The 23,949-nt window shown below is 70.2% G+C and carries 21 protein-coding genes and 1 riboswitch; of the genes, 10 read left to right on the top strand and 11 right to left on the bottom strand.

Annotation, left to right across the window (positions count from 1 at the left end; genetic code table 11):
• Positions 1-49: 49 nt before the first annotated feature.
• A riboswitch (cobalamin riboswitch) is annotated at positions 50-259 on the bottom strand.
• A 41-nt stretch (positions 260-300) separates the two neighbouring features.
• The 5 genes from ACIQ6S_RS02285 to ACIQ6S_RS02265 all read right to left on the bottom strand — a co-directional run bounded on the left by ACIQ6S_RS02285 (position 301) and on the right by ACIQ6S_RS02265 (position 4,435).
• The gene (locus ACIQ6S_RS02285) at positions 301-1,680 is read right to left on the bottom strand and encodes a fused MFS/spermidine synthase (RefSeq protein ID WP_397606932.1); all 1,380 of its coding nucleotides are present in this window, start codon (positions 1,678-1,680) and stop codon (positions 301-303) included.
• Positions 1,681-1,752: 72 nt separating this feature from the next.
• Positions 1,753-2,745, bottom strand: a complete 993-nt coding sequence (locus ACIQ6S_RS02280; RefSeq protein ID WP_397606931.1) for an alpha/beta fold hydrolase — start codon at positions 2,743-2,745, stop codon at positions 1,753-1,755.
• Positions 2,746-2,794: 49 nt separating this feature from the next.
• Positions 2,795-3,625, bottom strand: a complete 831-nt coding sequence (locus ACIQ6S_RS02275) for a ZIP family metal transporter (protein ID WP_397606930.1) — start codon at positions 3,623-3,625, stop codon at positions 2,795-2,797.
• Positions 3,622-4,239 carry a DUF1826 domain-containing protein gene (locus ACIQ6S_RS02270; RefSeq protein WP_397606929.1) on the bottom strand — a complete coding sequence of 206 codons (618 nt, stop codon included), beginning with the start codon at positions 4,237-4,239 and terminating at the stop codon, positions 3,622-3,624. Before ACIQ6S_RS02270 ends, ACIQ6S_RS02275 begins: the two co-directional genes overlap by 4 nt.
• On the bottom strand, positions 4,229-4,435 hold the full coding sequence (locus ACIQ6S_RS02265; RefSeq protein WP_397606928.1) for a hypothetical protein: 207 nt from the start codon (positions 4,433-4,435) through the stop codon (positions 4,229-4,231). The genes ACIQ6S_RS02270 and ACIQ6S_RS02265 overlap by 11 nt, the downstream gene beginning before the upstream one ends.
• 82 nt (positions 4,436-4,517) lie before the next feature.
• On the opposite strand from ACIQ6S_RS02265, the gene ACIQ6S_RS02260 reads away from it, so the two are divergent.
• From ACIQ6S_RS02260 to ACIQ6S_RS02220, 9 genes are all read left to right on the top strand, one after another.
• Positions 4,518-5,792 (top strand): GTP-binding protein, encoded by a 1,275-nt coding sequence (locus ACIQ6S_RS02260; protein ID WP_397606927.1) that lies wholly within the window; start codon positions 4,518-4,520, stop codon positions 5,790-5,792.
• 44 nt (positions 5,793-5,836) lie between these two features.
• The gene (locus tag ACIQ6S_RS02255) at positions 5,837-7,975 is read left to right on the top strand and encodes a TonB-dependent siderophore receptor (RefSeq protein WP_397606926.1); all 2,139 of its coding nucleotides are present in this window, start codon (positions 5,837-5,839) and stop codon (positions 7,973-7,975) included.
• A gap of 1 nt (position 7,976) precedes the next feature.
• Positions 7,977-9,365 carry a DUF3526 domain-containing protein gene (locus ACIQ6S_RS02250; protein WP_397606925.1) on the top strand — a complete coding sequence of 463 codons (1,389 nt, stop codon included), beginning with the start codon at positions 7,977-7,979 and terminating at the stop codon, positions 9,363-9,365.
• Entirely contained in the window at positions 9,362-10,723 is a 1,362-nt protein-coding gene (locus tag ACIQ6S_RS02245) for a hypothetical protein (protein ID WP_397606924.1), read from the top strand. Before ACIQ6S_RS02250 ends, ACIQ6S_RS02245 begins: the two co-directional genes overlap by 4 nt.
• Positions 10,720-11,415, top strand: coding sequence for an ABC transporter ATP-binding protein (locus tag ACIQ6S_RS02240; protein ID WP_397606923.1), 696 nt, complete (start codon positions 10,720-10,722; stop codon positions 11,413-11,415). Before ACIQ6S_RS02245 ends, ACIQ6S_RS02240 begins: the two co-directional genes overlap by 4 nt.
• Before the next feature lie 89 nt (positions 11,416-11,504).
• Positions 11,505-13,508: a TonB-dependent receptor gene (locus ACIQ6S_RS02235; protein WP_397606922.1), complete on the top strand. Its 2,004-nt coding sequence runs from the start codon at positions 11,505-11,507 to the stop codon at positions 13,506-13,508.
• Between the two features lie 2 nt (positions 13,509-13,510).
• Positions 13,511-14,260 carry an ATP-binding cassette domain-containing protein gene (locus ACIQ6S_RS02230; protein WP_397606921.1) on the top strand — a complete coding sequence of 250 codons (750 nt, stop codon included), beginning with the start codon at positions 13,511-13,513 and terminating at the stop codon, positions 14,258-14,260.
• Positions 14,257-15,681 (top strand): ABC transporter permease, encoded by a 1,425-nt coding sequence (locus tag ACIQ6S_RS02225; protein ID WP_397606920.1) that lies wholly within the window; start codon positions 14,257-14,259, stop codon positions 15,679-15,681. Before ACIQ6S_RS02230 ends, ACIQ6S_RS02225 begins: the two co-directional genes overlap by 4 nt.
• The gene (locus ACIQ6S_RS02220) at positions 15,678-17,027 is read left to right on the top strand and encodes a DUF3526 domain-containing protein (protein ID WP_397606919.1); all 1,350 of its coding nucleotides are present in this window, start codon (positions 15,678-15,680) and stop codon (positions 17,025-17,027) included. The genes ACIQ6S_RS02225 and ACIQ6S_RS02220 overlap by 4 nt, the downstream gene beginning before the upstream one ends.
• Before the next feature lie 374 nt (positions 17,028-17,401).
• Here ACIQ6S_RS02220 and ACIQ6S_RS02215 read toward each other — a convergent pair whose 3' ends face one another.
• Genes ACIQ6S_RS02215 through ACIQ6S_RS02195 form a run of 5 tightly spaced genes read right to left on the bottom strand, consistent with a single transcriptional unit; the run spans position 17,402 to position 21,338 of the window.
• Complete coding sequence (locus ACIQ6S_RS02215) at positions 17,402-18,217, bottom strand: substrate-binding periplasmic protein (protein WP_397606918.1); 816 nt, start codon at positions 18,215-18,217, stop codon at positions 17,402-17,404.
• Between the two features lie 4 nt (positions 18,218-18,221).
• Complete coding sequence (locus ACIQ6S_RS02210) at positions 18,222-18,770, bottom strand: DUF3299 domain-containing protein (protein ID WP_397606917.1); 549 nt, start codon at positions 18,768-18,770, stop codon at positions 18,222-18,224.
• Between the two features lie 23 nt (positions 18,771-18,793).
• The gene (locus tag ACIQ6S_RS02205; RefSeq protein ID WP_397606916.1) at positions 18,794-20,056 is read right to left on the bottom strand and encodes an ABC transporter permease; all 1,263 of its coding nucleotides are present in this window, start codon (positions 20,054-20,056) and stop codon (positions 18,794-18,796) included.
• Complete coding sequence (locus ACIQ6S_RS02200; protein ID WP_397606915.1) at positions 20,053-20,769, bottom strand: ABC transporter ATP-binding protein; 717 nt, start codon at positions 20,767-20,769, stop codon at positions 20,053-20,055. The genes ACIQ6S_RS02205 and ACIQ6S_RS02200 overlap by 4 nt, the downstream gene beginning before the upstream one ends.
• Entirely contained in the window at positions 20,766-21,338 is a 573-nt protein-coding gene (locus tag ACIQ6S_RS02195; RefSeq protein WP_397606914.1) for a DUF2796 domain-containing protein, read from the bottom strand. Before ACIQ6S_RS02195 ends, ACIQ6S_RS02200 begins: the two co-directional genes overlap by 4 nt.
• Before the next feature lie 104 nt (positions 21,339-21,442).
• On the opposite strand from ACIQ6S_RS02195, the gene ACIQ6S_RS02190 reads away from it, so the two are divergent.
• Positions 21,443-22,306: a DMT family transporter gene (locus ACIQ6S_RS02190; protein WP_397606913.1), complete on the top strand. Its 864-nt coding sequence runs from the start codon at positions 21,443-21,445 to the stop codon at positions 22,304-22,306.
• Positions 22,307-22,313: 7 nt separating this feature from the next.
• On the opposite strand, the gene ACIQ6S_RS02185 is transcribed toward ACIQ6S_RS02190, so the two are convergent.
• Complete coding sequence (locus ACIQ6S_RS02185; RefSeq protein WP_397606912.1) at positions 22,314-23,939, bottom strand: GGDEF domain-containing protein; 1,626 nt, start codon at positions 23,937-23,939, stop codon at positions 22,314-22,316.
• Positions 23,940-23,949: the final 10 nt, after the last annotated feature.

Here is a 23,949-nt window from a genome sequence, read left to right as displayed (position 1 = left end):
CGGGCGACAGGCCCATCGCCGGGCCCGGATCACCGCACGCCGCGCGTTGTGCTTCGCGCGGCGGGTCGGCAGGTCTTCGGGCTCGCGGACACGGACGGGGCCACCGTCCACCTACTGGCCGTCGCTTCCCGGGCGATGAGTCCCCCAGTGCATTGACGGCGGTCGTTTCCACATACCGCTGCGGGGCAGCCCCGGAATCGCACCGGGTTCCCTTTTCATCCCGGGCGCGAACCCAGGAACCGACAACCCCAGCCTATGGGGGTCCACCACGTCCGTCAACACTAGATGTGGGGCTGCTGCTCAGCCCCCGTGCAAGCGCCGCTCCCAATCCACGGCGTTCCGGTCGTCGGTGTAGGGCCGCTCCGGCGGCGGCGGTGCGTCACCGGGACGGCAGGTGAGCACGAGGTTCGAGAGGGCCTCGCGCGGATGCACCACGTGCACGGCGCAGCGGCCGAGCCCGGCCTCGACGCTGGCGATCGCGTTGCGCGCGTAGGCGTCGCGCAGCGTCGCATCGGCGATCAGGTTGATGAAGACGACGCCGTCCGCGTTCAAGCGCGGACGCAGCGAGGCCCAGAACTCGACGGTGACGAGCTGCGGTGGCACGTTGAAGTGCGAGGAGAAGGCGTCGACGACGATGGCGTCGTAGCGGTCGTCGGTACTCAGCACGTAGCGGCGCGCATCATCGGCGATGAAACGGCCCTGGATCGCGCCGGGCTGCTCCGGCGTACCGAGGAAATGCCGCTCGGCGATCTCACGGATCTTCGGGTCGATGTCGACGTAGGTGTACGCGTTGGTGTCATCGCCGATGGAGAGGCCGAAGCCCCCCGCGCCCAACACCAGCACCTGGCGACCCCGCAAGGCGTGGACGTCCTGGATCTGCGTGGCGATGTAATCGAGGTAAGGCCAGCGCTTCGGCGGCTCGCTGGCGTCGAGCAGGGAGGCGTACTGGTTGTTCACCATGAAGGCGCGCGCGGGCCAGCGGCCGCCCTCGGGCGGCGGTACGGACTGGACGGCGTAATCGGCGTAGGCCGTTTCGGCCACGCCCAGCCGCGGCAGCGTGTTCATCCCGATGATGGGCACGGCGCAGGCCGCGATGAAGGCCAGCATGCGCCGCTGCTGCATGCGAATCGCGGCCCAGCTGGCCGCCACCAGCAGCCCCAGCGAGGTGATCAGCACGGCGGCGCTGACGCCGAGCCACTGCATCACCACCAGCGACAGCCCGAGCGCGCCGAACACCGAGCCGAAGGTCGACCACGCCAAGGCCAGGCCACCGGCTTCGCCCACGCGCGCCTTGCCGAGGATGTTGGAGAGCACCGGCACCGTCTGCGCGAGGAAGTAGGCCGGCGGTGCCATTGCGGCGAGCAGATAGACGGGCAACGCCACCACCGGCGAAGGAATCAGGCCGAAGACCAGCGCGGCGGCGCGCTCCGACAACAGGCAGCCGCCCACCAGTGCCGCGACGATGAAGTTCCGCAGCACGGTGCGCTCGTAGTCGACCTTCACCCGCGAGGCAGCGAAGTAACCGAGCGCCAGGGCCGCGAGGAAGATGGCGATGGTGGGCGCGGTGACGGTGATCGAACTGCCGACATACGGAACGATGCGGCGCAGCGCGATGACTTCGAAGGCCAGTGAAGCGAAGCCCTCGAAGGCGACGAGGATGAGCAGGTGGCGCGGGCTCATGCGCGCACCGGAACGTGGAGACGGGTCATGGTCGGACGGGGGGCCGGGGGAGGCGGAAGCCTACCCGCCCGCTCACTCCGACGCGAGGAACGCCTGCAGCGCCGCCACGGTGCGCGCCGGGTCTTCTTCCTGCGGCACGTGGCCGAGGTCGTCGAACACCACGAGCTCGCTGCCCGGGATCGCGTCGTGGAAACGCTCACCCGCCGCGAGCGGGATCAGCCGGTCGCGCGCGCCCCAGAGGATCAGCGTGGGCTGCGTGATCGCCGACACCGGCTTCGTGCTGGCGGGCTCGCGACGACCGCCGAAGCGCGACATCAGGGCCGCGCGATTGCCTTCGCGCGTGGCGAGGTCGAAGTAGCGGTCGACGAGTTCGGGCGTCACCTTCGACGGATCGCCGTAGACGTTGCGGAGGCTGGATTCGATCACCGAGCGCGGCAGCACGCGTTCCAGCACCGGGGCCGCCCAGGACATCCGCGCGAGGCGGAAACCGATCGGCACCGAGCGCGGCGCAGTGGCGGCCGAGGCCGCCGTGTCGGGGGCCGGCGCGCCCGAGGCATCCACCAGCACGAGGCCGACGACGCGCTCCGGGTGCGCCAGCGCGGCCTGCCAGGCGATGCCGCCGCCGTAGGAGTTGCCGCCCACGATCGCGCGCTCGACGCCGAGGCGATCCAGCACGGCCATCAGCACATCGACCTGCCGCTTCATCGAGTAATCGTGGTCCGGGTCCGGGCCCGTCAGGCCGAAGCCGGGCAGGTCGTAGCGGATCACGCGGCGCGTCGGTGCGAGCGCTTCGGTCCAACCCTGCCAGGTGTGCAGCGAGTCCCCGGTGCCATGCAGCAGCACGATCGGCGTCGGATCGTCGCGCGGGCCCTCATCGCGAAGGTGTAGCGGCAGGCCGAGGATGGGCTCGATGCGCGAAGGCGGCGTGCCCCATCGCGCCATCAGCGCCTCAGCCCGTTGGTCCGGCGCCCACGCCCAGGCCACGAGGCCACCCGCGGCGACCAGCACCACGAGCGCGAGCACGGCGAATCCCTTCAACAAGCGGCGCAGCCATCGACGCAGCATCGTGAACCTCGGCAATGGGGCAATCTCCCCACTCTAGCGAGGGCCTCCCTCAGCCGCGTAGCCAGGGCGCGAAGTTGCGCGGTGCTTCGGCGGGCGCATTGATGCCGTGCACATGGCCATGGTCGAGGCCCGCGCGCGTTTCCGCGACGGCAAGGCCGGCCATCGCGCCCAGGCCCATGGCCACAGGCAGCGCGCGCAGGCGCCACCAGCGCGCCCCTTGGGCGGGATGGCGGCGCAGCCCGGGCAACAGGGCGAACAGTGCGAGGTAGAGGAAACCACCGGCCGCGACGGGCGACAGCCATTGCAACGCGGGCTCCGCCGCCGGTCCGGCCACGAGGCCGGCCAAGGCGCCGACGAACACGCTGGCCGCGCTGCCGAGGTTCGCCCGCGAGGCCTCGCGCGGGCTGTAACCGGCATCCACCAAGATCGCGTAGTCGCCGAGTTCCTGCGGCAGTTCGTGCGCGAGGATGGCGATGACGGTCGCGATGCCGAGTACCGGCGAGGTTGCGAACGCCAGCGCGATCAGCGCGCCGTCGCCAAGGTTGTGCAGGGCGTCACCACCGAGCGACACCGCGGCCGTGCCCGCTGGACGACCGGCCGAAGGAAGCAGGCGGCGCAGCGTCGCGAACAGCCCAACGCCGGCTGCGGCGAGCATCACCGTGGGCGCCAGTCCCATCGCATCGACGGCATGAGGCAACAGGTGCAGCAGCGCGTCGCCAGCGAGCACCCCGATGGCGAGGGCGATCAGGGGCGGGATCCAGCGCTGCCGTTGCGCCGCGCTGCGCAGCAACAGTGGCCCCACCAGCGCCATCGAAGCCACGAGGGCACAGCCGACGAGCGTCGCCCCCCACCATCCCCAACCCTCGAGTCCGGCGTTCATCCGTCGATGGCGGCCAGGAGTCGTGGGCCGGCCGGATCGCGCGGCGGCGAGCGGTGGAACTGCGCGGGCCCATCGCCGAGCGTCCCTCGCATCAGCAGCACCCATCCCGCCGTGCAACGCCAGACGGCGTCCGGTTCGAGCACGTGATCATTGCTGCCGTCCGCCGGCCGCTGCGGATCGATGGCCGAGGCGGGCAGGCACTCCGTTCCCGGCCCGGCGTACGTGCAAATCAAGCGGGAGCTGACGTGGTCGGCATGGAAGCGCCGGCAGCCATCATCGACGAGGCGCTCGAACCGAAGCCGACGGGCCACGCCGGGGCACAGCAGCGCGTGCAAGGCCAACAGCTGCCGAAGATCACGCGCCAAGGCTTGCGGGAACGGCTCCGCCCAAGCCTCGAGGGCGGCAAGAACGGCCGCATCGGCGCGACGGTCGTCAACGGGAACCACGCGGCGGACCGCCGGCCCGTGGCGCAGCGAGCGCACCTCGTCGACGACGTCCGGCGCCAGCGTCCGGCGCCAGCAGGCAGACGCGATGGGCTCGGACGCCAACCGGCGAAGGACGGCCGCGCTTTCTCCAAACGCCACTTCGGTCGGACGTCCTCCGTCAGGCGGCATCTCGACCGGCCTGTTCGAACCACGCGACGACCCGGGCATGGTGCTCGCCGCCGTAGTGACGCACGAACTGCTGCGTGTGGTGCGAGGCCGGATCACGGAGATCGGCGAGCCGCGCCGCAACGAAGTCACGGGTCAAGGGGAGGCCGCAATCGTGCTCGATGCAGCGGCGCCAGGCGGCATAGGTGCTGGGGATCATGGGGGCTCTCGGTCGAATGGGCATCGGGGCACGGCCCCGAAGGCATGATAGACTGTTACTTTATAACATCGCATACCCGTCCATGGACCCCCGTCTTCCCGTCACTGTCCTCTCCGGCTTCCTCGGCGCCGGCAAGACCACCCTGCTCAACCACGTGCTCCGCAACCGCGAGGGCAAGCGCGTCGCCGTGATCGTCAACGACATGAGCGAAGTGAACATCGACGCCCAACTGGTCCGCGACGGCGGGGCCGAGCTCTCGCGCACCGAGGAGAAGCTCGTCGAGTTCAGCAACGGCTGCATCTGCTGCACGCTGCGCGACGACCTGCGCGACGAAGTGAAGCGCCTCGCCGCCGAGAACCGCTTCGACTACCTGCTGATCGAATCCACGGGTATCGGCGAACCGATGCCCGTCGCGGCCACCTTCGCGGTGCGCGGCGAAGACGGATTCGCACTCTCGGACGTGGCCCGCCTCGACACCATGGTGACCGTGGTCGACGCGGAGACTTTCACCCGCGACTTCTGCTCGCCCGACCGCCTCGCCGACCGCGGCATGGTCGCCGGCCCCGACGACCAGCGCGGGCTCGTGAACCTGCTGGCCGAACAGGTCGAGTTCGCCGACGTCATCCTCGTCAACAAGACCGACCGCGCCGGCGCCGACACGACGCAGCAGGTGAAGCAGGTGATCCGCGCGCTGAACCGCGACGCCGAAATCGTCGAGACCACGCATTCCGCGGTGGCACTTGACCGCGTGCTCGGCACTGGCCGCTTCGACTTCGTGAAGGCCCAGCTGGCGCCCGGCTGGATGAAGGAGCTCAGGGGCGAGCACACGCCGGAAACCGAGGAATACGGCATCACCAGCTTCGTCTACCGCGCACGCCGGCCCTTCCACCCGCAGCGCTTCTTCCGGCTGATCCATCAAGGCCTCGGCGGCGTGATCCGCAGCAAGGGCTTTTTCTGGCTGGCCACGCGCATGGACTGGGTGGGAGAACTCTCCACCGTCGGCGGCGCGACGCAGCACGAGGCCGCCGGCTTCTGGTTCGCCGCCCGCGACCGCGTCGACCAGCGCCGCGTTGGCGAGAAGCTGCGCACCGGCGAACGCGTCACCGCCCCGCTGCCGGAAGCGCACCTCGTCCACGACGAGAACGAATACGCCGCGATGAAGAAGCTGTGGGACCCGGCTTGGGGCGACCGCCGCCAGGAGCTCGCGGTGATCGGCGTCGGCCTCGACGAAAAGCGCGTCCGCGAAGAGCTCGACGCCTGCCTGCTCACCGACCGCGAAATGCGCCTCGGCCCCGCCGGCTGGCAGGGCCTGCCGGACCCCTTCCCGCGCTGGCGGATGGGCGGAGCGGAGGACTGAGCATGCCAACCAGCCCCCAATCTCCCCTCGCTTCGGACCTGCCCATGAACACCCCAACCACGAAGAAGGTCGTCACAAAAACGACCACCCGCACTCTCGCCGCAGGCATCGCCCTCGCCATGGCGTCCAGCGTCGTCGCGTCGCCACAGACCACCGCTGTCGCGTCAGGAGCTCCGGCAGAGTCATCGGCACGGCAGACGGATGACCCGGTCGTCCTCGATACCCTCATCGTGGTTGGCGATGCCTTCTCGGACACCGACGGCCTTCGCGCGAGACAAAGCTCGACGGGAACGCGCTTTCCCGTCGACACCGATTCGTTGCCGAACACCATCCGCATCATTCCGCAGGAGCTCATGGACGCAACGCAGGCTACGCTCCCGCAGGACGTGACGCGCTTCGTCTCGGGCGTACAGCCGCTGCCGGGCTTCGGCACCAGCACGGGCTACGTGATCCGCGGGTTCTTCGCCAACTACGAAACGCTGCAGAACGGCGTGCGTACCAGCGACAACCCGGGTGACCTGTCGAACGTCGAACGCATCGAGGTGCTGAAGGGCCCGATCGGCAGCCTGTACGGCGGCACCGGCGCGTTCGCCGGCAACGTCAACATCATCACAAAGCGTCCGCTGGACACCTTCGCGGGGGACGCACGGCTGCTGCTCGGCAGCGACGCGTTCCGCCGCTTCGACATCGACCTGGGCGGTCCCTTGGGCAGCGAAGCGTTGCGCTATCGCCTGACGGCAGCGGCGGAGGACGCCGGCTCGTTCCGGGACAACACCACGTCGGACAAGCAAGTGGTGTCGCCGTCTATCGAACTCGACCTCGGTGAGCGCGGCACGCTCCGGATTGACACGAGCCTGATGGATCGGAGCTACACCTTCGACGAGGGCCTGCCAGCTGCGCCGATCACCTTCGCACTGCCCCTCTCACGCACGGTGTTCGCGGGGGACAGCAGGCAGACCGACGAGCGCTACCGGAGCCTGGGATTCGAAAGCACGATTGCACTGACCGATCAGCTGGACTGGCGATTCGCCGGAATGGGCAGTGAATACGACATCGACATCGGCGATTCGCGAATGGGCGTTTCGCTTCGCGATGACGGCCGAACGCTGGATCGTTCGACCTTCGAAGGCCCGCAGCAGATCACTCGCCATACCCTCCAGTCCGACCTGATCTGGCGCACGGATGAGGTGGGTGATGAAACGGTGCTGCTGTTCGGCTTCGAGCGCTTCCAGAACCGCTACGACTACGACGCATCGGGCCGCACGCTGCCGGCGCTCGACCTTCTGACGAACACCGTGCTGCCCGGGATCATCGGGCCACTGGAACCGCAGTTCGCCGGCTTCAGTGCTTACGACGGTGAGGCCGTGTATGCGCAGGCGTACAGCCGCTGGAACGAGCGTCTCACCGTGCTCGCCGGGCTACGCCACGACCGACAGACCAACCGCGGCGAGTTCAACGGCAGCGGCTCTCAGGTTGATGACAGCGAGTCCTCGCCGCGCCTCGGCTTGAGCTGGGCGCTCTCGGAGGACAGCACGCTGTTCGCGAACTGGGCCACCAGCTTCTCGCCGAACTTCGCGCTGGACCGCGACGGCGACGTTTTCCCGGCCGACCAGGTGCGCCAGGTCGAGGTCGGGCTGCGGCAGAGCCTTGCCGACGACCGCGCCGTGCTGACCGTCGCGGCGTTCGATATCCTGCGCAGCAACGTGGTGATCCCCGACATCACTGAATTCGCGCAGTCGGTCGCCGCCGGTGAGCAGAGCAGCCGGGGTGCGGAAATCGACCTCACCGGCCGGCTTGGCGAGCGCGTGGAGCTAATCGCGACCTACGCCTATACGCGCACGCGCGTCGAGGAGAAGAGCGATCCGAACTTCGGGCAGTCGCTGGCGGCGGCGCCGAAGCATTCGGGCTCGATGTTCGCGCGCTACCGGCTGTCCGGCATCGAAGGCCTGATCGCGTCCGCCGGCATCGTGCATGCAAGCGCGCACGAAGCCACGCTGCCGAACTCCATCCGCGTGCCGGAGAGCACCCGCCTCGACCTTGGCCTCGACTACGGCTGGAACGACTGGCGCGCGACGCTGACCATCAGCAACGTCACGGACGAACGCGACTACGTGAGCAACCTGTTCTCGCTGTTCCCGCAGCCGCCGCGCCAAGTCTTCCTCGGCCTCACGCGAAGCCTCTGACATGAACCGAATTGCGGCGCTGCTGCGATTGGAAAGTCGGCTGCTGTTGCATCGCAGTGCGGTCGGAGCGATTCTGGTGCTGCTGGCCGCCCTGCTCGCCGGCACCTTCGCCGTCGAGCAGCGGCGCCTCGATCGCGAACGTCAGTCCATCGAAACCAAGCGCGAAGCGATGCTGACCGCGTGGCACGAGCAGCATCTCAAGAACGCGCACACCGCCGTCCATTTCGGACTGTGGGTGTTTCGCCCGCCGGCGCCGCTGCAGGCCCTTGAACCAGGGGTCAGTGAACACGTCGGTCGCGTGGTCTTCCTTGAAGGCCACCGTCGTAATCCGGAGACCCTCGCGCCGCGCGATCTCGCGGGCGCATCCACGTCGCCGACGCTGTCGCCCGGCCTGTTGGCCCGCAGCGTTGGCACTCTGCTATTCCTCATCCTCGGCGTCACCATCGCGGGCCGCGATGCTCGTGCCGGTATACGCCTCCCTGCCGCCGGCACGACGTCGCGGCGTCCGTTGGCCGCGGCGCGACTGCTGATGCTGGCGCTGCTGGCGCTGGCCGTGCTGCTGCCGGTGGCGGTCACGACGCTGCTTCTGCAGGGGCCGTTCCTCGCCATGCTCACGTGGTGTGCGGCCACAGCGCTGCTGTGGACAACCGCTGCGGCCGCGGGCCTGTGGCTGGGCGAGCTCGCTGGCCGTCGCGCAGGCGCACTACCGCTCGCGCTGCTGGGATGGGCAGTGCTGGCCTTCATCCTTCCCCTGCTCGCCCCGAGCTTGGCGCAGCGGATCGCACCGGTGTCGCGCGCCGATTTCGATGCGGTGCTCAAAGCGCAGCTGACGAACGCCGTGGACGGTCACGGGGCATCTGCGGCGAATGCCGCCTTCATGGCCGACCTGCTCAAGCAGTACGGCGTCGAGCGTCGTGAGGATCTGCCGATCAATGCCGACGGCCTGCTGATGCAGGCCGACGAAGAGGCGCGAATCGGCGCCCACGACAAGGCGATCGCCCAACTTCGGCAGACGTTGGACGTCCAGGACCGATGGATCAACGCGTTCAGCGTCGCAAGCCCGCTGCTCGCACATGAGCGGCTGGGGACGGCGCTCGCGGGCACCGACCGGCGGCATCTGCAGGCGTACTCCGACGCCGTCGAGACTTACCGTCGCGACTGGGTGCGCACCTTGAACCTCGACATGGCGAAAAACACCCGCACCGGCGACTGGGAGACGGCCGCGCGACGCGACGTCTTCCGCTCACTTGCGGCGGCACCGGGCTTGCCGGCGTCGGGCCACGGCGCGCGAGCCTCCGCCGTAGCGCCCTTTGCGGTCATCCTGATGTTCTTCGCGCTGGCGGTCTGGGCGGCGCTTCGACAGGGCAAGCCGCGGGGAGACCGCGCATGAGCCGCGCGCTGATCTGGCTCGAACTGACGCGACTGTGGCGCTCGCCGCTGCAGATTGCCGCCCTCGCGATGCTGCTCGTGCTCGGCGCTGCTTCGGCCGCTCTGTCGGTGCAGTGGCAGCGGCAGCTGGCGTCCACCCAAGCCTCGGACCGCGACGCTACGCGGGCGCTCGCATCCACGTTCCGTGCGTCCGCCGACGAGGTGGCGGCAGGGCGGATCGTGCCCACCAACGTCGACACATACACCGCTGCCGACGGTGACTTCGTGCCGGATCCACGCGACCCCTACGTGGCGGGCTTCTATCTCCCGATCTGGCAGGAAAAAACGCTGCGCCCTCTCAGCGGGTTCGCCACCGGCGTCTCAGGACGGGCGATGAGCGGCACGCGCCTGACCAGCCGCCCATTGAACGAAATCATGCTGCACGGACGGCTGGCGGAGCTCGCGCCTCCAGGCATGCTGAGCTTCGGACGCTTGGACGTGGCGATGTGGCTGTTGGCCGTGATGCCGCTCGGCCTGTGTGGGTTGCTTGGCCTCGGCATGAGCCGCGAGCGCGAACGCTCGATGCGCCTGACGCTCGCGGCACTGCGCGTGCCCGCGAGTCAACTGCTCGCAGTGCGTATCGCCGTGGCCGGCACGCTGGTCGCGTTGATCGCGATGCTCGTCGTGCTGGTTCCAGCGGCGGTTCTTGCCTCACCCGGCGAGGTGTTCGCGGCGGGAACTGGTCAGTGGCTTGCGCTCGCCGCAACGTGGCTCGGACTTTGGCTCGTCATCGCCGCGGCAGTGATCGGCGCCGCGCGGACCGTGATCGGCGCGGCGGTCGGGCTGCTGGCCACATGGGCGCTGCTGATCGTCCTCCTCCCGGGACTCGACAGCCGCCTGTCGAACAGCGATAGCAGCAGCGCCGCGGCCCTCCAGGCGCTGATCGACGCCCAGCGCTCGGATGCGGACGACCATCGACTGGATGATGACACCGCACTCGCGGCCGGTCTGGCACTCGCGCTCGAGCGCCCACTGACGTCGATACCCGCGTGCGCCTCGCGGCGCCGCGATGTCCTTGTCGACTACGTCGCACGTTTTGACTACGACCGCCCACTGCGCGCGTGGCTCTCCAGCCGTGAGAGCAGCATCGCCGACGCGGCGCCTTGGTCACCCGCCAGCGTCTGGCGGAACGCCGCCGAAGACGCCGCGGGCCACTCGCTCCGCCAAGACGTCACGTTCCTCGCCCAGGCGGCGGATCGCCATCACTTGTACCGGCAGCGCGTTCTTGAAGCGCTGCTGCGCTGCACGCCGCTGAGTCCCGCGTCGCTGGACGCGATGGTTTACGGCGACGCCGCCCCTTCCGACGGAGCGTCACGATGAAGGCTGCACTTTCGTTCAACGATGTCCATCTTCGCTATAGCGACCACGCCGTTCTCCAGGGATTGAGCTTCTCGGTCGCGGCTGGCGAAATCGCCGTGCTGCTCGGCGGCAACGGCGCCGGCAAGACCAGCGCGCTGGAATGCGCGCTCGGCCTTGCCCGCCCGTCGATGGGCCGCATCGAAGTTTTCGGGCAGGCCGTCGTCCCCGGACGCTCGGTGGATCCGCGGATCGCCTTCATCCCGGAGTCCGTCGGGATCTACGACGAGCTCAGCGCGCGCGAAACGCTTCGACTGCTCGGCGCCGTGCAGCACGGGACCCCGCCGCAAGCATCGGTGGTCGAGTCGCTGCTGGATCGCGTGGGCTTTCCCTCGGATGCGCGCTCACGTCGGCTGGCGCTTCTGTCGAAAGGCATGCGGCAGAAAGTGGCCCTCGCGCTGGGCTTGGGCAAAGGCGCCTCGCTGATGCTGCTCGACGAGCCCACCTCCGGGCTCGATGTGCCGTCGGCAAAGGCCCTTAATGCCATCTTGATCGACATCGCCCGGTCCGGCGTCTCCGTGCTGATGACCACGCACGACCTGCTGCGAGCGCGAGAGCTTCCCGGACGCGGGCTGATCCTGACCGCCGGGAGGATCGTCGACGAGGTCGCGACGCAGGACTTGGACCTCGACGCGGTCGAGCGGCAGCTTGCCTAGCGCTGCGCGCGCTCAACGACGAACGCACCACCCCACGTTTCCAAAGACCGCCACGCGGCCTTGAGCCTTTTTTTCTGGACGAACTCCCAATGAAATCGACCCGCTCCGCCCTGTTTTTCGCCGTCGCCGCAGCTATTCCTGCACTCGCCCTCGCCAACCCCGCGGACGAAGCGCGCCGTCTCGACACCGTCGTCGTCATCGGTGAAGCCACCGAGACGCCCGAACTCGACCTGCAGGGCTCGCTCGACGTCATCGGCCGCAGCGAGATCGGCTACGAGAACGTCAACGACACCAGCGCGCTGTTCAACAAGATCCCGGGCCTGTACATCGCCCGCTACAACCAGGGCCTGGTGAACTCGGACATCGCCATCCGCGGCTTCTCCGGCGATGGCGAAACCCCGCACGTGAAGCTGCTCATCGACGGCGTGCCGATGAACCTGCACAACGGCTTCGGCGAGATGGACCAGCTGTTCCCGACCGGCATCGAGTCGATCACGGTGTTCAAGGGCACCAGCGACCCCACGGTGGGCCTGCTCGCCATTGCCGGGAACGTGCGCATCCAGACCCGCGAAGATGTGGCGCGCGAACTGCGTCTGGCCTACGGCAGCTTTGGTGCCCGCGAGCTGCAGGCCTACGCCGGATTCGAGGACGGCCCGGTGACCCACAGCTACACGATCGGCTGGCGGCAGACGGAGGGCTATCGCGACAGTATGGACCTCGACAAGCGAGCCTTTGGCGGGCGTTGGGCACTCGCCATCAATGACGACACCACGCTGCGCGCCATCGTCCGCACGGCGCGCTACGACGGCGACTCGCCGGGCTACCTCACGCTCGCGGAATCGCGGGCGAATCCGCGCCAGTCGGCGAGCTATGCCAACCAGGACGGCGGCGACAAGCACGTGCAGCACGGCAGCCTGCACTTCGACCAGCGCATCAACGACGCCTTGAGCTGGTCGGCCAAGGCCTACATCAACCATTTCGAGCGCGAACGCTGGGTGCGATTCTCCGCGGCGCAGGCGCTGCAGAACCGCTTCGACGACCAGGACCAGCAGGGCCTGCTCGTGTCGGCGCGCTGGGCCATCGACCCGAACTGGACGCTGGATGGCGGCGTGGACGCGGAGACGCAGGACGTCATCGAACAGCGCTTCGGCACCCTTGGCCAGCGGCGCGTCCGCGACAGCGCCGCCGTGCTGCGCAACCGGGATTTCACCTTCAGCCACTGGGGCGCGTGGACGCGGATCGGCTTCCGCGACGACGACCGCTGGGGCGCGAACGTCGCGCTGCGCGCCGACCGCATCGGCGGCGACTACCTGCAGTTCAACGCGGCGGGCGTGCCGTCGGCGCGGGACATCCTCGACTTCGGGACGATCGTGCAGCCGAAGTTCAATGCCTTCGTGGCGCTGGGCGAGGACGCCCAGCTCTTTGCCAATGCCGGGCGCAGCTTCCAGCACCCGCTGTTTGCCGATGCGTTCACGGCGGGCAATCGCCGGGCCCGCGATGTCTCGATCAACGACGGCTGGGAAATCGGCGGCACGTGGCAGCCTGCGACGGGCGCACAGTTGCGCCTGTCGTACTGGGAACAGACCGCGAAGGACGAGTTCGTGCTCGTCGACGGCACGGCACAGAACGTTGGCGAGACCGCCCGCAAGGGCTGGGACTTCGCCGCCGACTGGCGCATCGACGAGCGCTGGACGCTGTGGGGCAACCTCACCACCGTCGACAGCGCCATCGTCCGCCCGGCGTCGAACCGTCGCGCATTCATCGGCAACGAACTGCGCGGCATCCCCGACCGCACGGCGTCGCTGGGCCTGAGCCTGCGCGCCACCGACACGCTAACGGCGCGCGTGCATCTCGACCACCAGGGCGACTATTTCGTCAACGAAGCCAACCTCGGTGGCCAGTTCGGTGGCTTCACCCTGCTGCACGCCAGCGTCGAGCAGCGCTTCGGCTGGGGCGTGCTCGCCCTGCAGCTCAACAACCTCACCGACCGCTTCCACGAGTACGTGTTCGACTTCAGCGAGGACGGCAGCAACACCATCCACTCGCCGGGCGACGGCCGCAACGCCACGCTCTCGGCCACCATCGAGTTCTGAGCATGGCGGTGATCGACCTGATGCCTCGCCCACCGGCACTCGACGTGCGTGGCCTCGTCGCCGGCTACGGCGGCGAGCCCGTCCTGCAGGACGTGTCCTTGCGCCTGCAGGCCGGCGAACTGCTGGCCGTGCTCGGCGGCAATGGCGCCGGCAAGTCGACCCTGCTGAAGGTGTTGCTGGGCCTGCTGCCCCCGCAGTCGGGCCAGGTCAGCGTGTTCGGCCTCGCCCCGTCGGTCGATCCGGTGGCCGCCCGCGCGATGCTCGCCTACGTGCCGGAGAACGTCGCGGTCTACCCGCACCTCGACGGGTTGGAGAATCTCCGTTACCTGCTCGGTCTCGCCGGCCGGCGCCCGGACGAGGCGGGGCTCGCCCTCGCCCTGCGGGAGGTCGATCTGCCGGAAGCCGCGTGGCGCAAGCGCGCGGCGCTCTACTCGAAAGGCATGCGGCAGAAGCTGCTGATCGCGCTGGCCCTGCTGCGCGAAGCGCCGCTGCTGCTGCTCGACGAACCGGCCTCGGGCCTCGACCCGGAAGCCACCGACCAACTGGCCGCCCTGCTCTCGCGGCTGCGCGATGCCGGGCGGGCGATCCTGATGGTCAGCCATGACCTCGAAGCCACGAGCGCCATCGCCGATCGCTACGTCTTCCTGGCGAAAGGGCGGGTGCTGCGCGAGGGCTCGGACCTTGCCGCGCTCGGGGCCGATGCCGCGGCCCTGCGCACCCTCTACGCGCGCCGGGCGGACCTCACGCCATGAGCGCGCTGCACCGCGCGGCGTCGATCGCCGGCAATGAACTGCGCCGGCTGCTGCGCGAACGGCTGGCTCGCACGCTGGGCCTGCTCGGTGCCAGCCTCCTGCTGCTGTCGCTGGGGCTCGGGCTGGTGCGCGAAGGGCAGACCGCGGAGCGGCAGGGCGATTACGCTGCCCGCGCCGATCGCGACTGGAACGCGCAACCCGACCGGCATCCGCATCGCGTCGTGCACGCCGGTGACTTCGTCTTCAAGACGCCGGGCCCGCTGTCGCGCATCGACTGGGGCATCGAATCGCAGGTCGGCCGCAGCGTGTTCCTCGAAGGGCATCGGCAGAACACCGCCAACTTCAGCGACGCCGCCCTCTCCGGTGGCCTGCTCAGGCTGGGTGATCTCTCGCCCTCCTTGGTCGTGCAGCAATGGCTGCCCCTGCTGATGCTGCTGGCCGGGGCCGCATCGCTGGCCGGCGAACGCCAGAGCGGCGTACTCGCGACCAGCCTAATCGGCGGCGCGCGCGGCGCTGAACTGTTGTTCGGCAAGGCCGCGGCTCTGTGGGCTTTCGGACTACTGATGGCGCTGCCCGCCTTCCTCGCGCTGCTGTGGGCGGCCACGACGCAGCCTGCACTGGCCGCGCGAGCGGCCGGCCTCGGTGCCAGCTTCACCGCCGTGCTGGGGCTGGCCGCCCTCGGCACGGTGCTCGTGTCCTCCCTCGCGCGCAGCGTCTTGGGCGCCCTGCTCGCTGGCGTCGTCGCGTGGTTCGCGCTGGTGGCCGTCGCACCGCGCGCGGTCGCAAGCTGGGCCGAGCTCAGCGTGCCCGCACCGACGCAGGCCGAGGTCGAGCAGCGCATCGCCATGGCCCTCGCCAAGATCGGCGACGCGCACGACCCCAACAGCGCGCACTTCGCCGCGTTCCGCCAGCGCGTGCTCGACGAGTACGGCGTCTCCCGCGTGGAGGACCTGCCGGTGAACTTCGGCGGCCTGGTGATGCTCGAAGGCGAACGCCTGACGACGGCGGCCATCGCCGCGGAGGTCGATCGCCAGCGCGACGCGTGGCAGGCCCAGGCAGACCGCGCGTCCGCGTTCGGCTGGATCGTCCCGACGCTGGCGATCCGCTCGCTGTCGCAGGCTTTCGCCGGCACCGACCTCGCGCATCACCGCGATTTCCTCGACCAGGCCGAGCGCCGCCGCTTCGCCACGGTACAGGCCCTGAACCAGCTGCACGCCACCCGCATCGCCGCATTGAACGATCGCGACCAGAAGCTCGACGCCTCGCAATGGGCCGACATCCCCCGCGCCGACATCGCGCTGCCCGCGCTCCGCAGAGCAGCGCCCTCGCTGGCCGCGACCGTGGCGCCGGTCGGCGCCTGGCTGCTGCTCGGACTCGTGGCCCTGGGGTGGCTCGGGCGTGGACTGGAGCGTCGCGCATGAACCTGGAATTGCGACTGCTGCTGCGTTCGCCCCTGCTCATCGCCGCGGCCCTCGCCGCAGCCTTGGTCACCACGCTGGCGCTGCTGGCGGGCATTGCGCAGGTCCGCCACGTCGACGCGACGATGCACGAGGCCTTGGCCTTCGATGCCCGGGCGCTGGACGATGCCCGCGCCAAGGCGAGCGACGCACCGCTTGATGCAGGCCTGTTCGGCTACGGCACCCTGTTCGCCGTGCCGCACCCGGTCACGCCCGGCGCCTGGTTCAACCTCGGCGACACCCTCGCCCAACCTGCCGTGCAGCGCCTCCGCCTGCTGGGCCTGCAAGGCCAAGTGCACGATGGCACCGGCGGCAATCCTGCCGCGCGAGCCGCTGGCACCTTCGACGCCGCCTTCGTCGTGGCCGTGCTGTTGCCCTTGCTCGCGGTGGCGGTGTTCGCGCCGTTGGCCGCGGAAGAACGCGAAGCGCGGCGCGATGGCCTGCTTGCGGCGCTCGTCGCGTCACCCCGGTCCTTCTGGTTGAAGCGCGTGGTGGTGCGCAGCCTGGTCGTGCTCGTGCCGGTGCTGGGGCCGATCCTCGTCGCGCTGCTGGCGATGGATGCCTCCCTGGCCTTTAGCCTCGGCGTGATGGGCGGTGCCACGCTCTACGCGCTCGGCTGGATCGGCCTCTGCGCCGCGCTCGCGCTGCGCCTGCGCGGTGGCAGCGACGCCGTGGCGGCGCGCCTCGTCGCGCTGTGGGCACTCGCCGCGCTCGTGCTGCCCGCGCTCGGCGGCCTCGTGCTCGATCGACTGGCACCGGCGGTGCCCGGAAGCGCCATCGCCCTCGCCCACCGCGACGCGGTCAACGGGGCCTGGGACCGACCGAAGGACGAGACCTTCGAGGCCTTCTTCGCCCACCACCCCGAGTGGCGCGGCACGCCGCCGGTGACCGGACGTTTCCATTGGAAGTGGTACTTCGCCTTCCACGCGGTGGCCGATTGGCGCGTCGAGCCCTTGCTCATCGACGCAAGGGCCGCGAAGCGCGATCGCCAGCGCGCGCGCGATGCACTCGGATGGCTGCTGCCGACGGTTGCGCTGCAGAACCTGTTCGACGGCCTCAGCGACCAGGGCATCGAGGGCGACGCGGCGCGACAACGGGCGGCACGCCGCTTCCACGACGAACTGCGCGTCGCGTTCTATCCGTTCGTGTTCGAGGAGCGGCTGATCGGCGCGACGGACATCGCGGCCCTGCCGACGCCCAAACCCAGCGTGCGCGAACTACGGCAGCGGCCCGCCGCCTGGGCGGCGCTGCTCCTGTTCGCCGCGCTCGGGCTCGGCGCCCTCTGGCGCAGCGCTCGACGGATCGGCTGAAGGCGATGTTCCTCGCGGCACCCACGCGGCGGGCGCCTCGGCCGCACCCGGGGCCTTGGGCTTCGCCCTTGCCCACGCCACGAAACTGCGCGCGGGTGTGGGCGGAGGAGATGACGCGTCGGCGCTGGCCGTTGCCTCGTCCGCGGGCTCCGGCGGCGGAGTTTCCGGCGGCGGCTCCGGCGGCGATTCCTCGTCCTCGAGGCCGTTGAGGCTCTGGTAGCGGTGTGCGCCGGCGAACAATGCCGACATGGGACCGTAGCCATGCGAGAGGCCATCAAGCTCGCAGGCCGCAGCCGGGACGGCCATCCCGAGCAGCGCAGCCCACAGCAGTGCCCTCGCCGGGCGACATCCGATACGCCGCGAATGCGTCGCGCTCATGGTGGATCACCCAAGGTGCTCGAGCCCTGCTGGAGCGCGGTCTCCTCGCGGATGCGCGGGGTATCGCGCTGGCGCGCCGCTTCGTTCCAGAGCTGCTCGACGAGGATCGGTTCGCGTTGGGCGAACGCCGCGGAGAACACGAGGTAGTAGCCTCGCGGCTGGAGCACCGTCGGCGTGGCTTCGAGGCCATCGAGCGCGCCCGGCCGACCGCGCAGCGAGGCGTATTGCGGCTCGGCCACCAGCGCACCGCCGAGGCGGCCGTTGCGGAGCTTGGCCAGCATCGCCGTCACGTCCGGATGGTTGTCGTCGGTGTCGGCACCGCCGGCCCGCGCGATCGATGCCGCACTGTGGCCGCGCTCGACGCCGATCGGGCCGACGAGATGGATGAAGCGCTGGCCGTCGGTGTCCAAGGCGTCGCCCTGCCGCCGAAGCAGGCGGTAGCCCTGGGCGAACAGGCGTCGCGATTCATCAGCACGGCCCTGCGCATCGCGGGGATAGACGAGATCCAGCGCGCGCTCTGGCGTGAAGCTCGCCCCGAGAATCGCGTCCGCGTCGCCGCGCGATGCGAGGATGAGGCAACGCACCCAAGGCAACGGCTGCAGTTCGAAGCGCAAGGCCGGCTCGGCCGCCACGACGGCCCGCATCAGTTGCAGGGAGAAATGCCCGCCGTCCGGCGGGCCCAGCTGGTCGTTGTAACAGACGCGAACAAGGGGCCCGGGCATCGCACCACCGCTCGTCGCCGGGGCGGTGGCGCCCGCGGCGGCGGCCAACCCGAAGGCGAGCACCGCGAAGAGGCGGAGCGCCACCCTCATCCCATTACTCCTCGATCAGCTCGAGACGATCGAGTTCCAGCGCATACGCCGACGTCGCCATCGCGTTCTCGACCAGCGAGGCGCGCACGGTGCCATGCACCCAGTAGGCGTCCCACAGGTTGCCGAGCTCGACGGGGTTCTTCGGCTTGATGTAGATGAGCTGGTTCGGCGGCGGCGGCGGCACGTGCACGCAGGCGCCGAAGTACGGCACGAGGAACATCTCGGTGACGCGCTGCTGGTCGTCGAAGGCGATCGGCACGAGGTAGCCCGGCACCTTGCCCTTCACCCCATCCATCGCCGCGACCGTCTTCGTGCTGCTCATCGCCTGCGGCATCTGCATCTGGCCCTCGTGGTCGACCTCGGGCATCTCCTCGAGGGCCTTCAGGTCTTCGGGCGGCAGCAGCTCCAGCCAGTCGATCTCGCGGGCATCGCTCTTCGGCAGGCCGTCGGTGGCCGGGCGCGCCCCGATCTCGGGCTCCTGCGCGGCGAGGTACGCGGGCGCGAGCAGCGCGGCGCACACGGCGGCAGCGGCGAAAAGGCGGGAGAAACGCATCGACATCGGCAACACCTCGGAAGTCATCGATCGACGGCCACGCCGTCCTGCAGGGAGCGCAGGTAGGCCACGGCCGCCGGGAACAGGCCCAGAAGGATACCGCCCGCCCAGATGCCGCCGAGCACGACGGCTTCACGGATCGAGGGCAGGCCGGGCGACAGGAACACCCCGAAGCGCGCCTCCAGCCAGGGCCCGAGCAGCCACAGGGCCCCTTCCAGCAGGATCACGCCCAAGGCCAGCCCGGCCCCGGTCAGCAGGGCCGCCTCGGCCAGCAGCAGGCCGAACACGTGCCGCGGCCCGGCACCGACGGCGCGCAGCAGAGCCATCTCCCGCCGCCGCTCATTGAGCGTGGCGAGGATCGTCGTGAGCAGCACCATCAGCGCGGCGAGCACGGCGGCGCCCGCGGCGACGAGCAGCGCGCGCTCCACGCCGCCCATCAGCGCCCAGAGCTGGGTCAGCGCGACGCCGGGCAGGATCGCCGTCAGCGGCTCGGCGCGGTACTCGTTCACCACGCGCTGCACCTGGAAGGTGGCGGTGCGCGATTCCAGCCCGACAAAGGCAGCCGTGATGCTCTTCGGCTGCAGGCGCTCCATCGGGATGGCCGTGGCATCGACCCGCGCGCGGCCAATCGGCATGCCGCCGCGCCAGTTCAGGTGGATGGCCTCGATGGCCTCCAGCGAGACGAACACGCCCTGGTCGATGGCGGTGCCGGTGCGGGCCAGCACGCCGACGACGGTGAAGGGCTGGTCATCGTGGGCCTGCGTGGCCACCCGCGCCGTGCCATGCGCCAGCACGATGGACGTGCCGGAGGCGTAGCCCAGCGTGTCGGCCACGTCCGCACCGATCACCGCATCGTGCAGGGCCTCGAAGGGGCGGCCTTCGCGGAATTCCAAGCCGCGCCGCTCGCCGAAGCCCATCCGCGCGAAGTACTCGCCCGTCGTGCCGACCACGCGGTAGCCGCGATGCGAATCGCCGAGGCTGATCGGCACCGTCCAGGCCACCGGCGGCAGCGCCTTGAGCTTCTCGTAGGTGTCCCACTGCAGGTTGGCCGTGGGCTCGCCGAGGCGGAACACCGAATACAGCAGCAACTGCACCGGATGCGCGCGCGCGCCAACGATCAGATCCGTGCCGGCGACGGAACGCAGGAAGGCGTCGCGGGCCTCGTGGCGGATCCGTTCGATGCCGAGCAGAAGCAGCACCGAGAGGCCGAGCGTCAGCACGGTCAGCAGCACGGTAGCGCGGCGGTTCTTCAGGCTGGCCCAGGCCAAGCCGATCAGGCCGCTCATGCCAGGGCCTCCGCGGATTCGACGCCGGATGCCGTGAGTTCGCCCAAGGCCTGCTGGCGCGGGAAGCGCGCAGCCAGCGAGAGGTCATGGCTGACGAACAGCAGGGCGGTGCCGGCGGCCTCGCACTCGGCGAACAGCAGGTCGATGAACTGGTCGCGGTTGCGGGTGTCGAGCGCCGACGTGGGTTCGTCGCAGAGCACGAGGCTGGGCCCACCGATCAGCGCACGCGCCGCCGCGACCCGCTGCTGCTGCCCCACCGACAATTCGATGACGCGGCGCGAGGCCTGCGCCGCCTCGCCCAAGCCCAGCGCCGCGAGGTAGTGGCGCGCCGCGGCGTCGAGGCTGCCGAAGCGCTGCAACGCGCGCTCGCGACGGCGCTTCGAGAAACGGCACGGCAGCGTGACGTTGTCGACCATGGACAGGAAGGGCAGCAGGTTGAACTGCTGGAAGACGATGCCGAGGTGGTCGGCGCGCAGCCGATCGCGAGCCGGGCCGGAGCGCTTCGCCACGTCCTCGCCGGCCACGCGCACGGCGCCGGCCTGCGGCAGCAGCGTGCCGGCGATCAGGTTCAGCAGCGTGCTCTTGCCGGTGCCGCTCGGGCCGTGCAGGAACACGCGATCCCCCGCCTCGAGCACCAGCGAGGGCACGTCCAAGGTCCACGGACTGCGGGGCCAAGCGAAGCGCAGCCCCTCGATGCGAAGGACCTCGCTCATTGCGCCAGCGTGAGGCGATTCGCCGAGGCGGTCAGGGTCTCCTCGCGTGCGCCGGTCGCGTCGAGCACCTGCACGGTCGCCGACTGCAGCGAGGGGAACACCGCGAACATCCCGCTGTCGATCGCACGCAGGGCCTCGGGCGCCGCGCAACGGAAGCGGTAACGCACCGTCCAATCCGAATGCGCGACGTGATCGTCGTGGCCTTCGTGATCGTGATCGTGGCTGTGGTCGTGGTCGTGCTCGTGCGCCTCACCGGCCCCCGGCACCTCCAGAACCGGCCCTTCGGCCACGCAGCGGGCCGCGACGCTGAAGCGCCACAAGCGCGCGTGGTCGAGCACGGCTTTGCGGGCCGCTTGGACCTGCGCTTCTTCCGCGGGCGTTGCCGCGGCGCGCTCGAAACCGACCAGGTCCTGGGCGGTCGCACGCAGGTTGATCTCGACAACGCCCGCGTCCACCGCCACATCGACGAAGGCCTGCCCATGGACGTGGGCATGCTGGGCCTGCGCGGCCACGAACGACGGAACGGCAAGCGCGGCGAACAGCGCGATACAGAGCGGGCGAACGGTCATGACAGGCTCCAAAACAAGGGGTTACACAATAACGTTCCCGCTTCAGCGCCGGATGAATCCGCCGTCGCTGCCATACTCCGCGGCCTCCCGACACCGGCGAAACCATGAGTCCCCGCGATCTCGCCCTGCTCGTCCTGCTCGCCGGCCTGTGGGGCAGCTCGTTCCTGTTCATGCGCATCGCCGGGCCGGAGCTCGGCGCCGCGCCGCTGGCGTGGATGCGCGTGACCGTCGCTGCCGTCTTCCTCGGTGCCCTGCTCGGCTGGCGTCGCGAACGGCCGCCGCTGTCCGGTCGCTGGGGCGCGATGACGCTGATGGCGTTCACCAACACCGCCGCGCCCTTCCTGCTGCTCACCTGGGCGACGATCCACCTCAGCGCCGGCTACGGCGCGCTGTTGAACGCGACGACGCCCCTGTGGGGCGCGGTGATCGGCACGCTGTTCTTCGGCCTCGCCGCCGGGCGCCAGCTGTGGGCGGGCCTGACACTCGGCTTCATCGGCGTCGGCGTGCTCGTCGCCGGGAAGTTGAACGACATCGGCAGCGCGGCCCTCCTGCCGATTCTCGCCGGGCTCGCCGCGACGGCCTGCTACGGCCACGCCGCGCATTACGCGCGCACCGGCTTCGCTGGCGTCACGCCGCTCGGCCTCGCCTTCGGCAGCCAGCTGCTGGCCAGCCTGTGGCTGCTCGGTCCGGCGCTGGCCGAATGGCCCGCCGCGTTCCCCTCGTGGACGGCGCTGGCCTGCGTGGTGTTCCTCGGCGTGGCCTGTACGGGCATCGCCTACCTGATCTATTTCGGACTGATCGCCCGCATCGGTTCGACCAAGGCGACGATGGTCACCTACATCGCGCCGGTATTCGGCGTGGCCTGGGGCGCGCTGCTGCTGGACGAGGCGATCACGCCGGCCATGCTCGCCGGCGGCGCGGTGATCCTCGCCGGCGTGGCCGTGGCCGGCCGCGCGCGGAAGTCCTGACGACCCGCTACGCCGGCTCCGAGCCCGCCACCCGGTTGCGTCCCGCCTGCTTCGCCCGATACATCGCCGCATCGGCCCGGGCCAGCAGCTCGGCCGGGCTGGAGGCCCGCCGCGCGGCACCGGGCTCGAGATTGGCCACGCCGAAGCTGGCCGTGACCGACAGCGGGCCGACCGTCGTGCCGAACGGCGTGTCGGCCAAGGCCGCACGCAAGCGCTGCGCCGCCGCCATGGCGCGCTGCCCATCCGCGCCCGGCAACAGCAGCACGAACTCCTCCCCGCCATGGCGTGCCGCCATTTCGCCGCCACGCAGGCGGTCGGCAAGCCGCCGCGCTGCTTCCACGAGCACTTCGTCGCCGACCGCGTGGCCGTGCCTGTCGTTGATGGCCTTGAAGTGGTCGAGATCGACGAACACCACGGCCAACGGACGGGCCTGTGCGCGCGCTTCGTCGATGAGGCGCGGCAGCACCTCGGCCAGGGCACGGCGATTCGGCAAGCCCGTCAGCGCATCGCGCTCGGCCAGCGCGCGCATGCGGTCGCGCTGCTGGCGCAGGGCACCGATGCGCTGCGACATCGCCACTGTCATCGTGATGGCGAACCAGGCGCCGGACAGCAGCAGGGCCTCGCCCCGCCAAGGCCTCAGCAGGCCGTCGTAGAACGGACCCACCACCACGAGGGGCGGCAGCAGGGCGATCAGCACCGCCAAGGCGTTCCTCGAGCCGCGATGAAGGGCGAGAACCAGCAAGGGCAGCAGCACGAGCAGCATCGCCGCCGCGATGCCGCGAAGCGCCGGATAGACCAGCTCGCGGCCGGCAGGCCAGACGAACCACGCGACGATCGCAGCCACGGCCAGTCCACCCGCCAACCGGTGGGTCACGGCCAGCTTCGGGAACACCCGGTCGACCTTCGAGTGGGTCAAGGCGACCGACCAGACGCCGGCCAAGGCCATCGGCAGCAGCGTGAGGATCGCGAACTGCACGGCGGCCGGTGAATCGATCCACGGCCGCGGCCAGGCCGCGAGCCCGGTCCGCAGGCCGATCCACAGCGCGTAGGCCGCGATGGTGGCGGCGAACACCAGCGAGGCGCGGTCGCGCACGTTGGCGAACAGCAGCAACGAGGACAGCAGCATCGCCGCGAGGATGGCAAAGCCCCCGACGCGGATGGCGAAGCGCAGCGTGTCCTCGCGCTGCACGGCTGCCGGGTCGCCGTAACGCAAGGTCATCGCCCAACCCAACCAGCGGTTGGACGGCGCCGTGACGATGATCGCCTCGCGCGAACCGGGCGCCGCGCTGAACTGGGTGCCCACACCGGAACGCAGCCGCGCGTCGGTGCTGCGGGCATCGAACGAGAGACCGCAGCGCGCCTCGTCGCCGCGCCGGAACGTGACCAGGCCGGGCGGCGCATCGAGGACCAGCACCGATTGCCCCCAGGCCGGCCAGCCCTCGGGCGGCGCCTCGATGCGGACCTGCTGCGCGTCCGCCGGGGCGGGGGCCCGGCAGTCCAAGGTGATGGCGAAGGGTTTGCCCTGCAGCCGCTGCACCGAGACCGCGCCGGCCACCGAAGGCACCAGCAGCGCCAGCCCCATCGCGATAACGGCGAGCAGGCGTGGGAGAACGTGGCGTGTCGGGTTCGGCATCCGGTCCGGC

Source organism: Silanimonas sp., from assembly GCF_044377035.1.
Classification (GTDB): Bacteria; Pseudomonadota; Gammaproteobacteria; order Xanthomonadales; family Xanthomonadaceae; genus Silanimonas.
Note: the sequence above shows the minus strand (reverse complement) of the source record. Positions and strands in the feature narration are given on the sequence as shown.

Excerpts from the sequence above, each read along its gene's own strand:
- ACIQ6S_RS02255 (WP_397606926.1), top strand. The coding sequence starts at position 5,837 with ATGAACACCCCAACCACGAAGAAGGTCGTCACAAAAACGACCACCCGC.
- ACIQ6S_RS02275 (WP_397606930.1), bottom strand. The coding sequence starts at position 3,625 with ATGAACGCCGGACTCGAGGGTTGGGGATGGTGGGGGGCGACGCTCGTC.
- ACIQ6S_RS02225 (WP_397606920.1), top strand. The coding sequence starts at position 14,257 with ATGAGCGCGCTGCACCGCGCGGCGTCGATCGCCGGCAATGAACTGCGC.
- ACIQ6S_RS02285 (WP_397606932.1), bottom strand. The coding sequence starts at position 1,680 with ATGAGCCCGCGCCACCTGCTCATCCTCGTCGCCTTCGAGGGCTTCGCT.
- ACIQ6S_RS02280 (WP_397606931.1), bottom strand. The coding sequence starts at position 2,745 with ATGCTGCGTCGATGGCTGCGCCGCTTGTTGAAGGGATTCGCCGTGCTC.
- ACIQ6S_RS02265 (WP_397606928.1), bottom strand. The coding sequence starts at position 4,435 with ATGATCCCCAGCACCTATGCCGCCTGGCGCCGCTGCATCGAGCACGAT.
- ACIQ6S_RS02220 (WP_397606919.1), top strand. The coding sequence starts at position 15,678 with ATGAACCTGGAATTGCGACTGCTGCTGCGTTCGCCCCTGCTCATCGCC.
- ACIQ6S_RS02235 (WP_397606922.1), top strand. The coding sequence starts at position 11,505 with ATGAAATCGACCCGCTCCGCCCTGTTTTTCGCCGTCGCCGCAGCTATT.
- ACIQ6S_RS02250 (WP_397606925.1), top strand. The coding sequence starts at position 7,977 with ATGAACCGAATTGCGGCGCTGCTGCGATTGGAAAGTCGGCTGCTGTTG.
- ACIQ6S_RS02270 (WP_397606929.1), bottom strand. The coding sequence starts at position 4,239 with ATGCCGCCTGACGGAGGACGTCCGACCGAAGTGGCGTTTGGAGAAAGC.
- ACIQ6S_RS02200 (WP_397606915.1), bottom strand. The coding sequence starts at position 20,769 with ATGAGCGAGGTCCTTCGCATCGAGGGGCTGCGCTTCGCTTGGCCCCGC.
- ACIQ6S_RS02240 (WP_397606923.1), top strand. The coding sequence starts at position 10,720 with ATGAAGGCTGCACTTTCGTTCAACGATGTCCATCTTCGCTATAGCGAC.
- ACIQ6S_RS02190 (WP_397606913.1), top strand. The coding sequence starts at position 21,443 with ATGAGTCCCCGCGATCTCGCCCTGCTCGTCCTGCTCGCCGGCCTGTGG.
- ACIQ6S_RS02215 (WP_397606918.1), bottom strand. The coding sequence starts at position 18,217 with ATGAGGGTGGCGCTCCGCCTCTTCGCGGTGCTCGCCTTCGGGTTGGCC.
- ACIQ6S_RS02245 (WP_397606924.1), top strand. The coding sequence starts at position 9,362 with ATGAGCCGCGCGCTGATCTGGCTCGAACTGACGCGACTGTGGCGCTCG.
- ACIQ6S_RS02260 (WP_397606927.1), top strand. The coding sequence starts at position 4,518 with ATGGACCCCCGTCTTCCCGTCACTGTCCTCTCCGGCTTCCTCGGCGCC.
- ACIQ6S_RS02185 (WP_397606912.1), bottom strand. The coding sequence starts at position 23,939 with ATGCCGAACCCGACACGCCACGTTCTCCCACGCCTGCTCGCCGTTATC.
- ACIQ6S_RS02205 (WP_397606916.1), bottom strand. The coding sequence starts at position 20,056 with ATGAGCGGCCTGATCGGCTTGGCCTGGGCCAGCCTGAAGAACCGCCGC.
- ACIQ6S_RS02210 (WP_397606917.1), bottom strand. The coding sequence starts at position 18,770 with ATGCGTTTCTCCCGCCTTTTCGCCGCTGCCGCCGTGTGCGCCGCGCTG.
- ACIQ6S_RS02230 (WP_397606921.1), top strand. The coding sequence starts at position 13,511 with ATGGCGGTGATCGACCTGATGCCTCGCCCACCGGCACTCGACGTGCGT.
- ACIQ6S_RS02195 (WP_397606914.1), bottom strand. The coding sequence starts at position 21,338 with ATGACCGTTCGCCCGCTCTGTATCGCGCTGTTCGCCGCGCTTGCCGTT.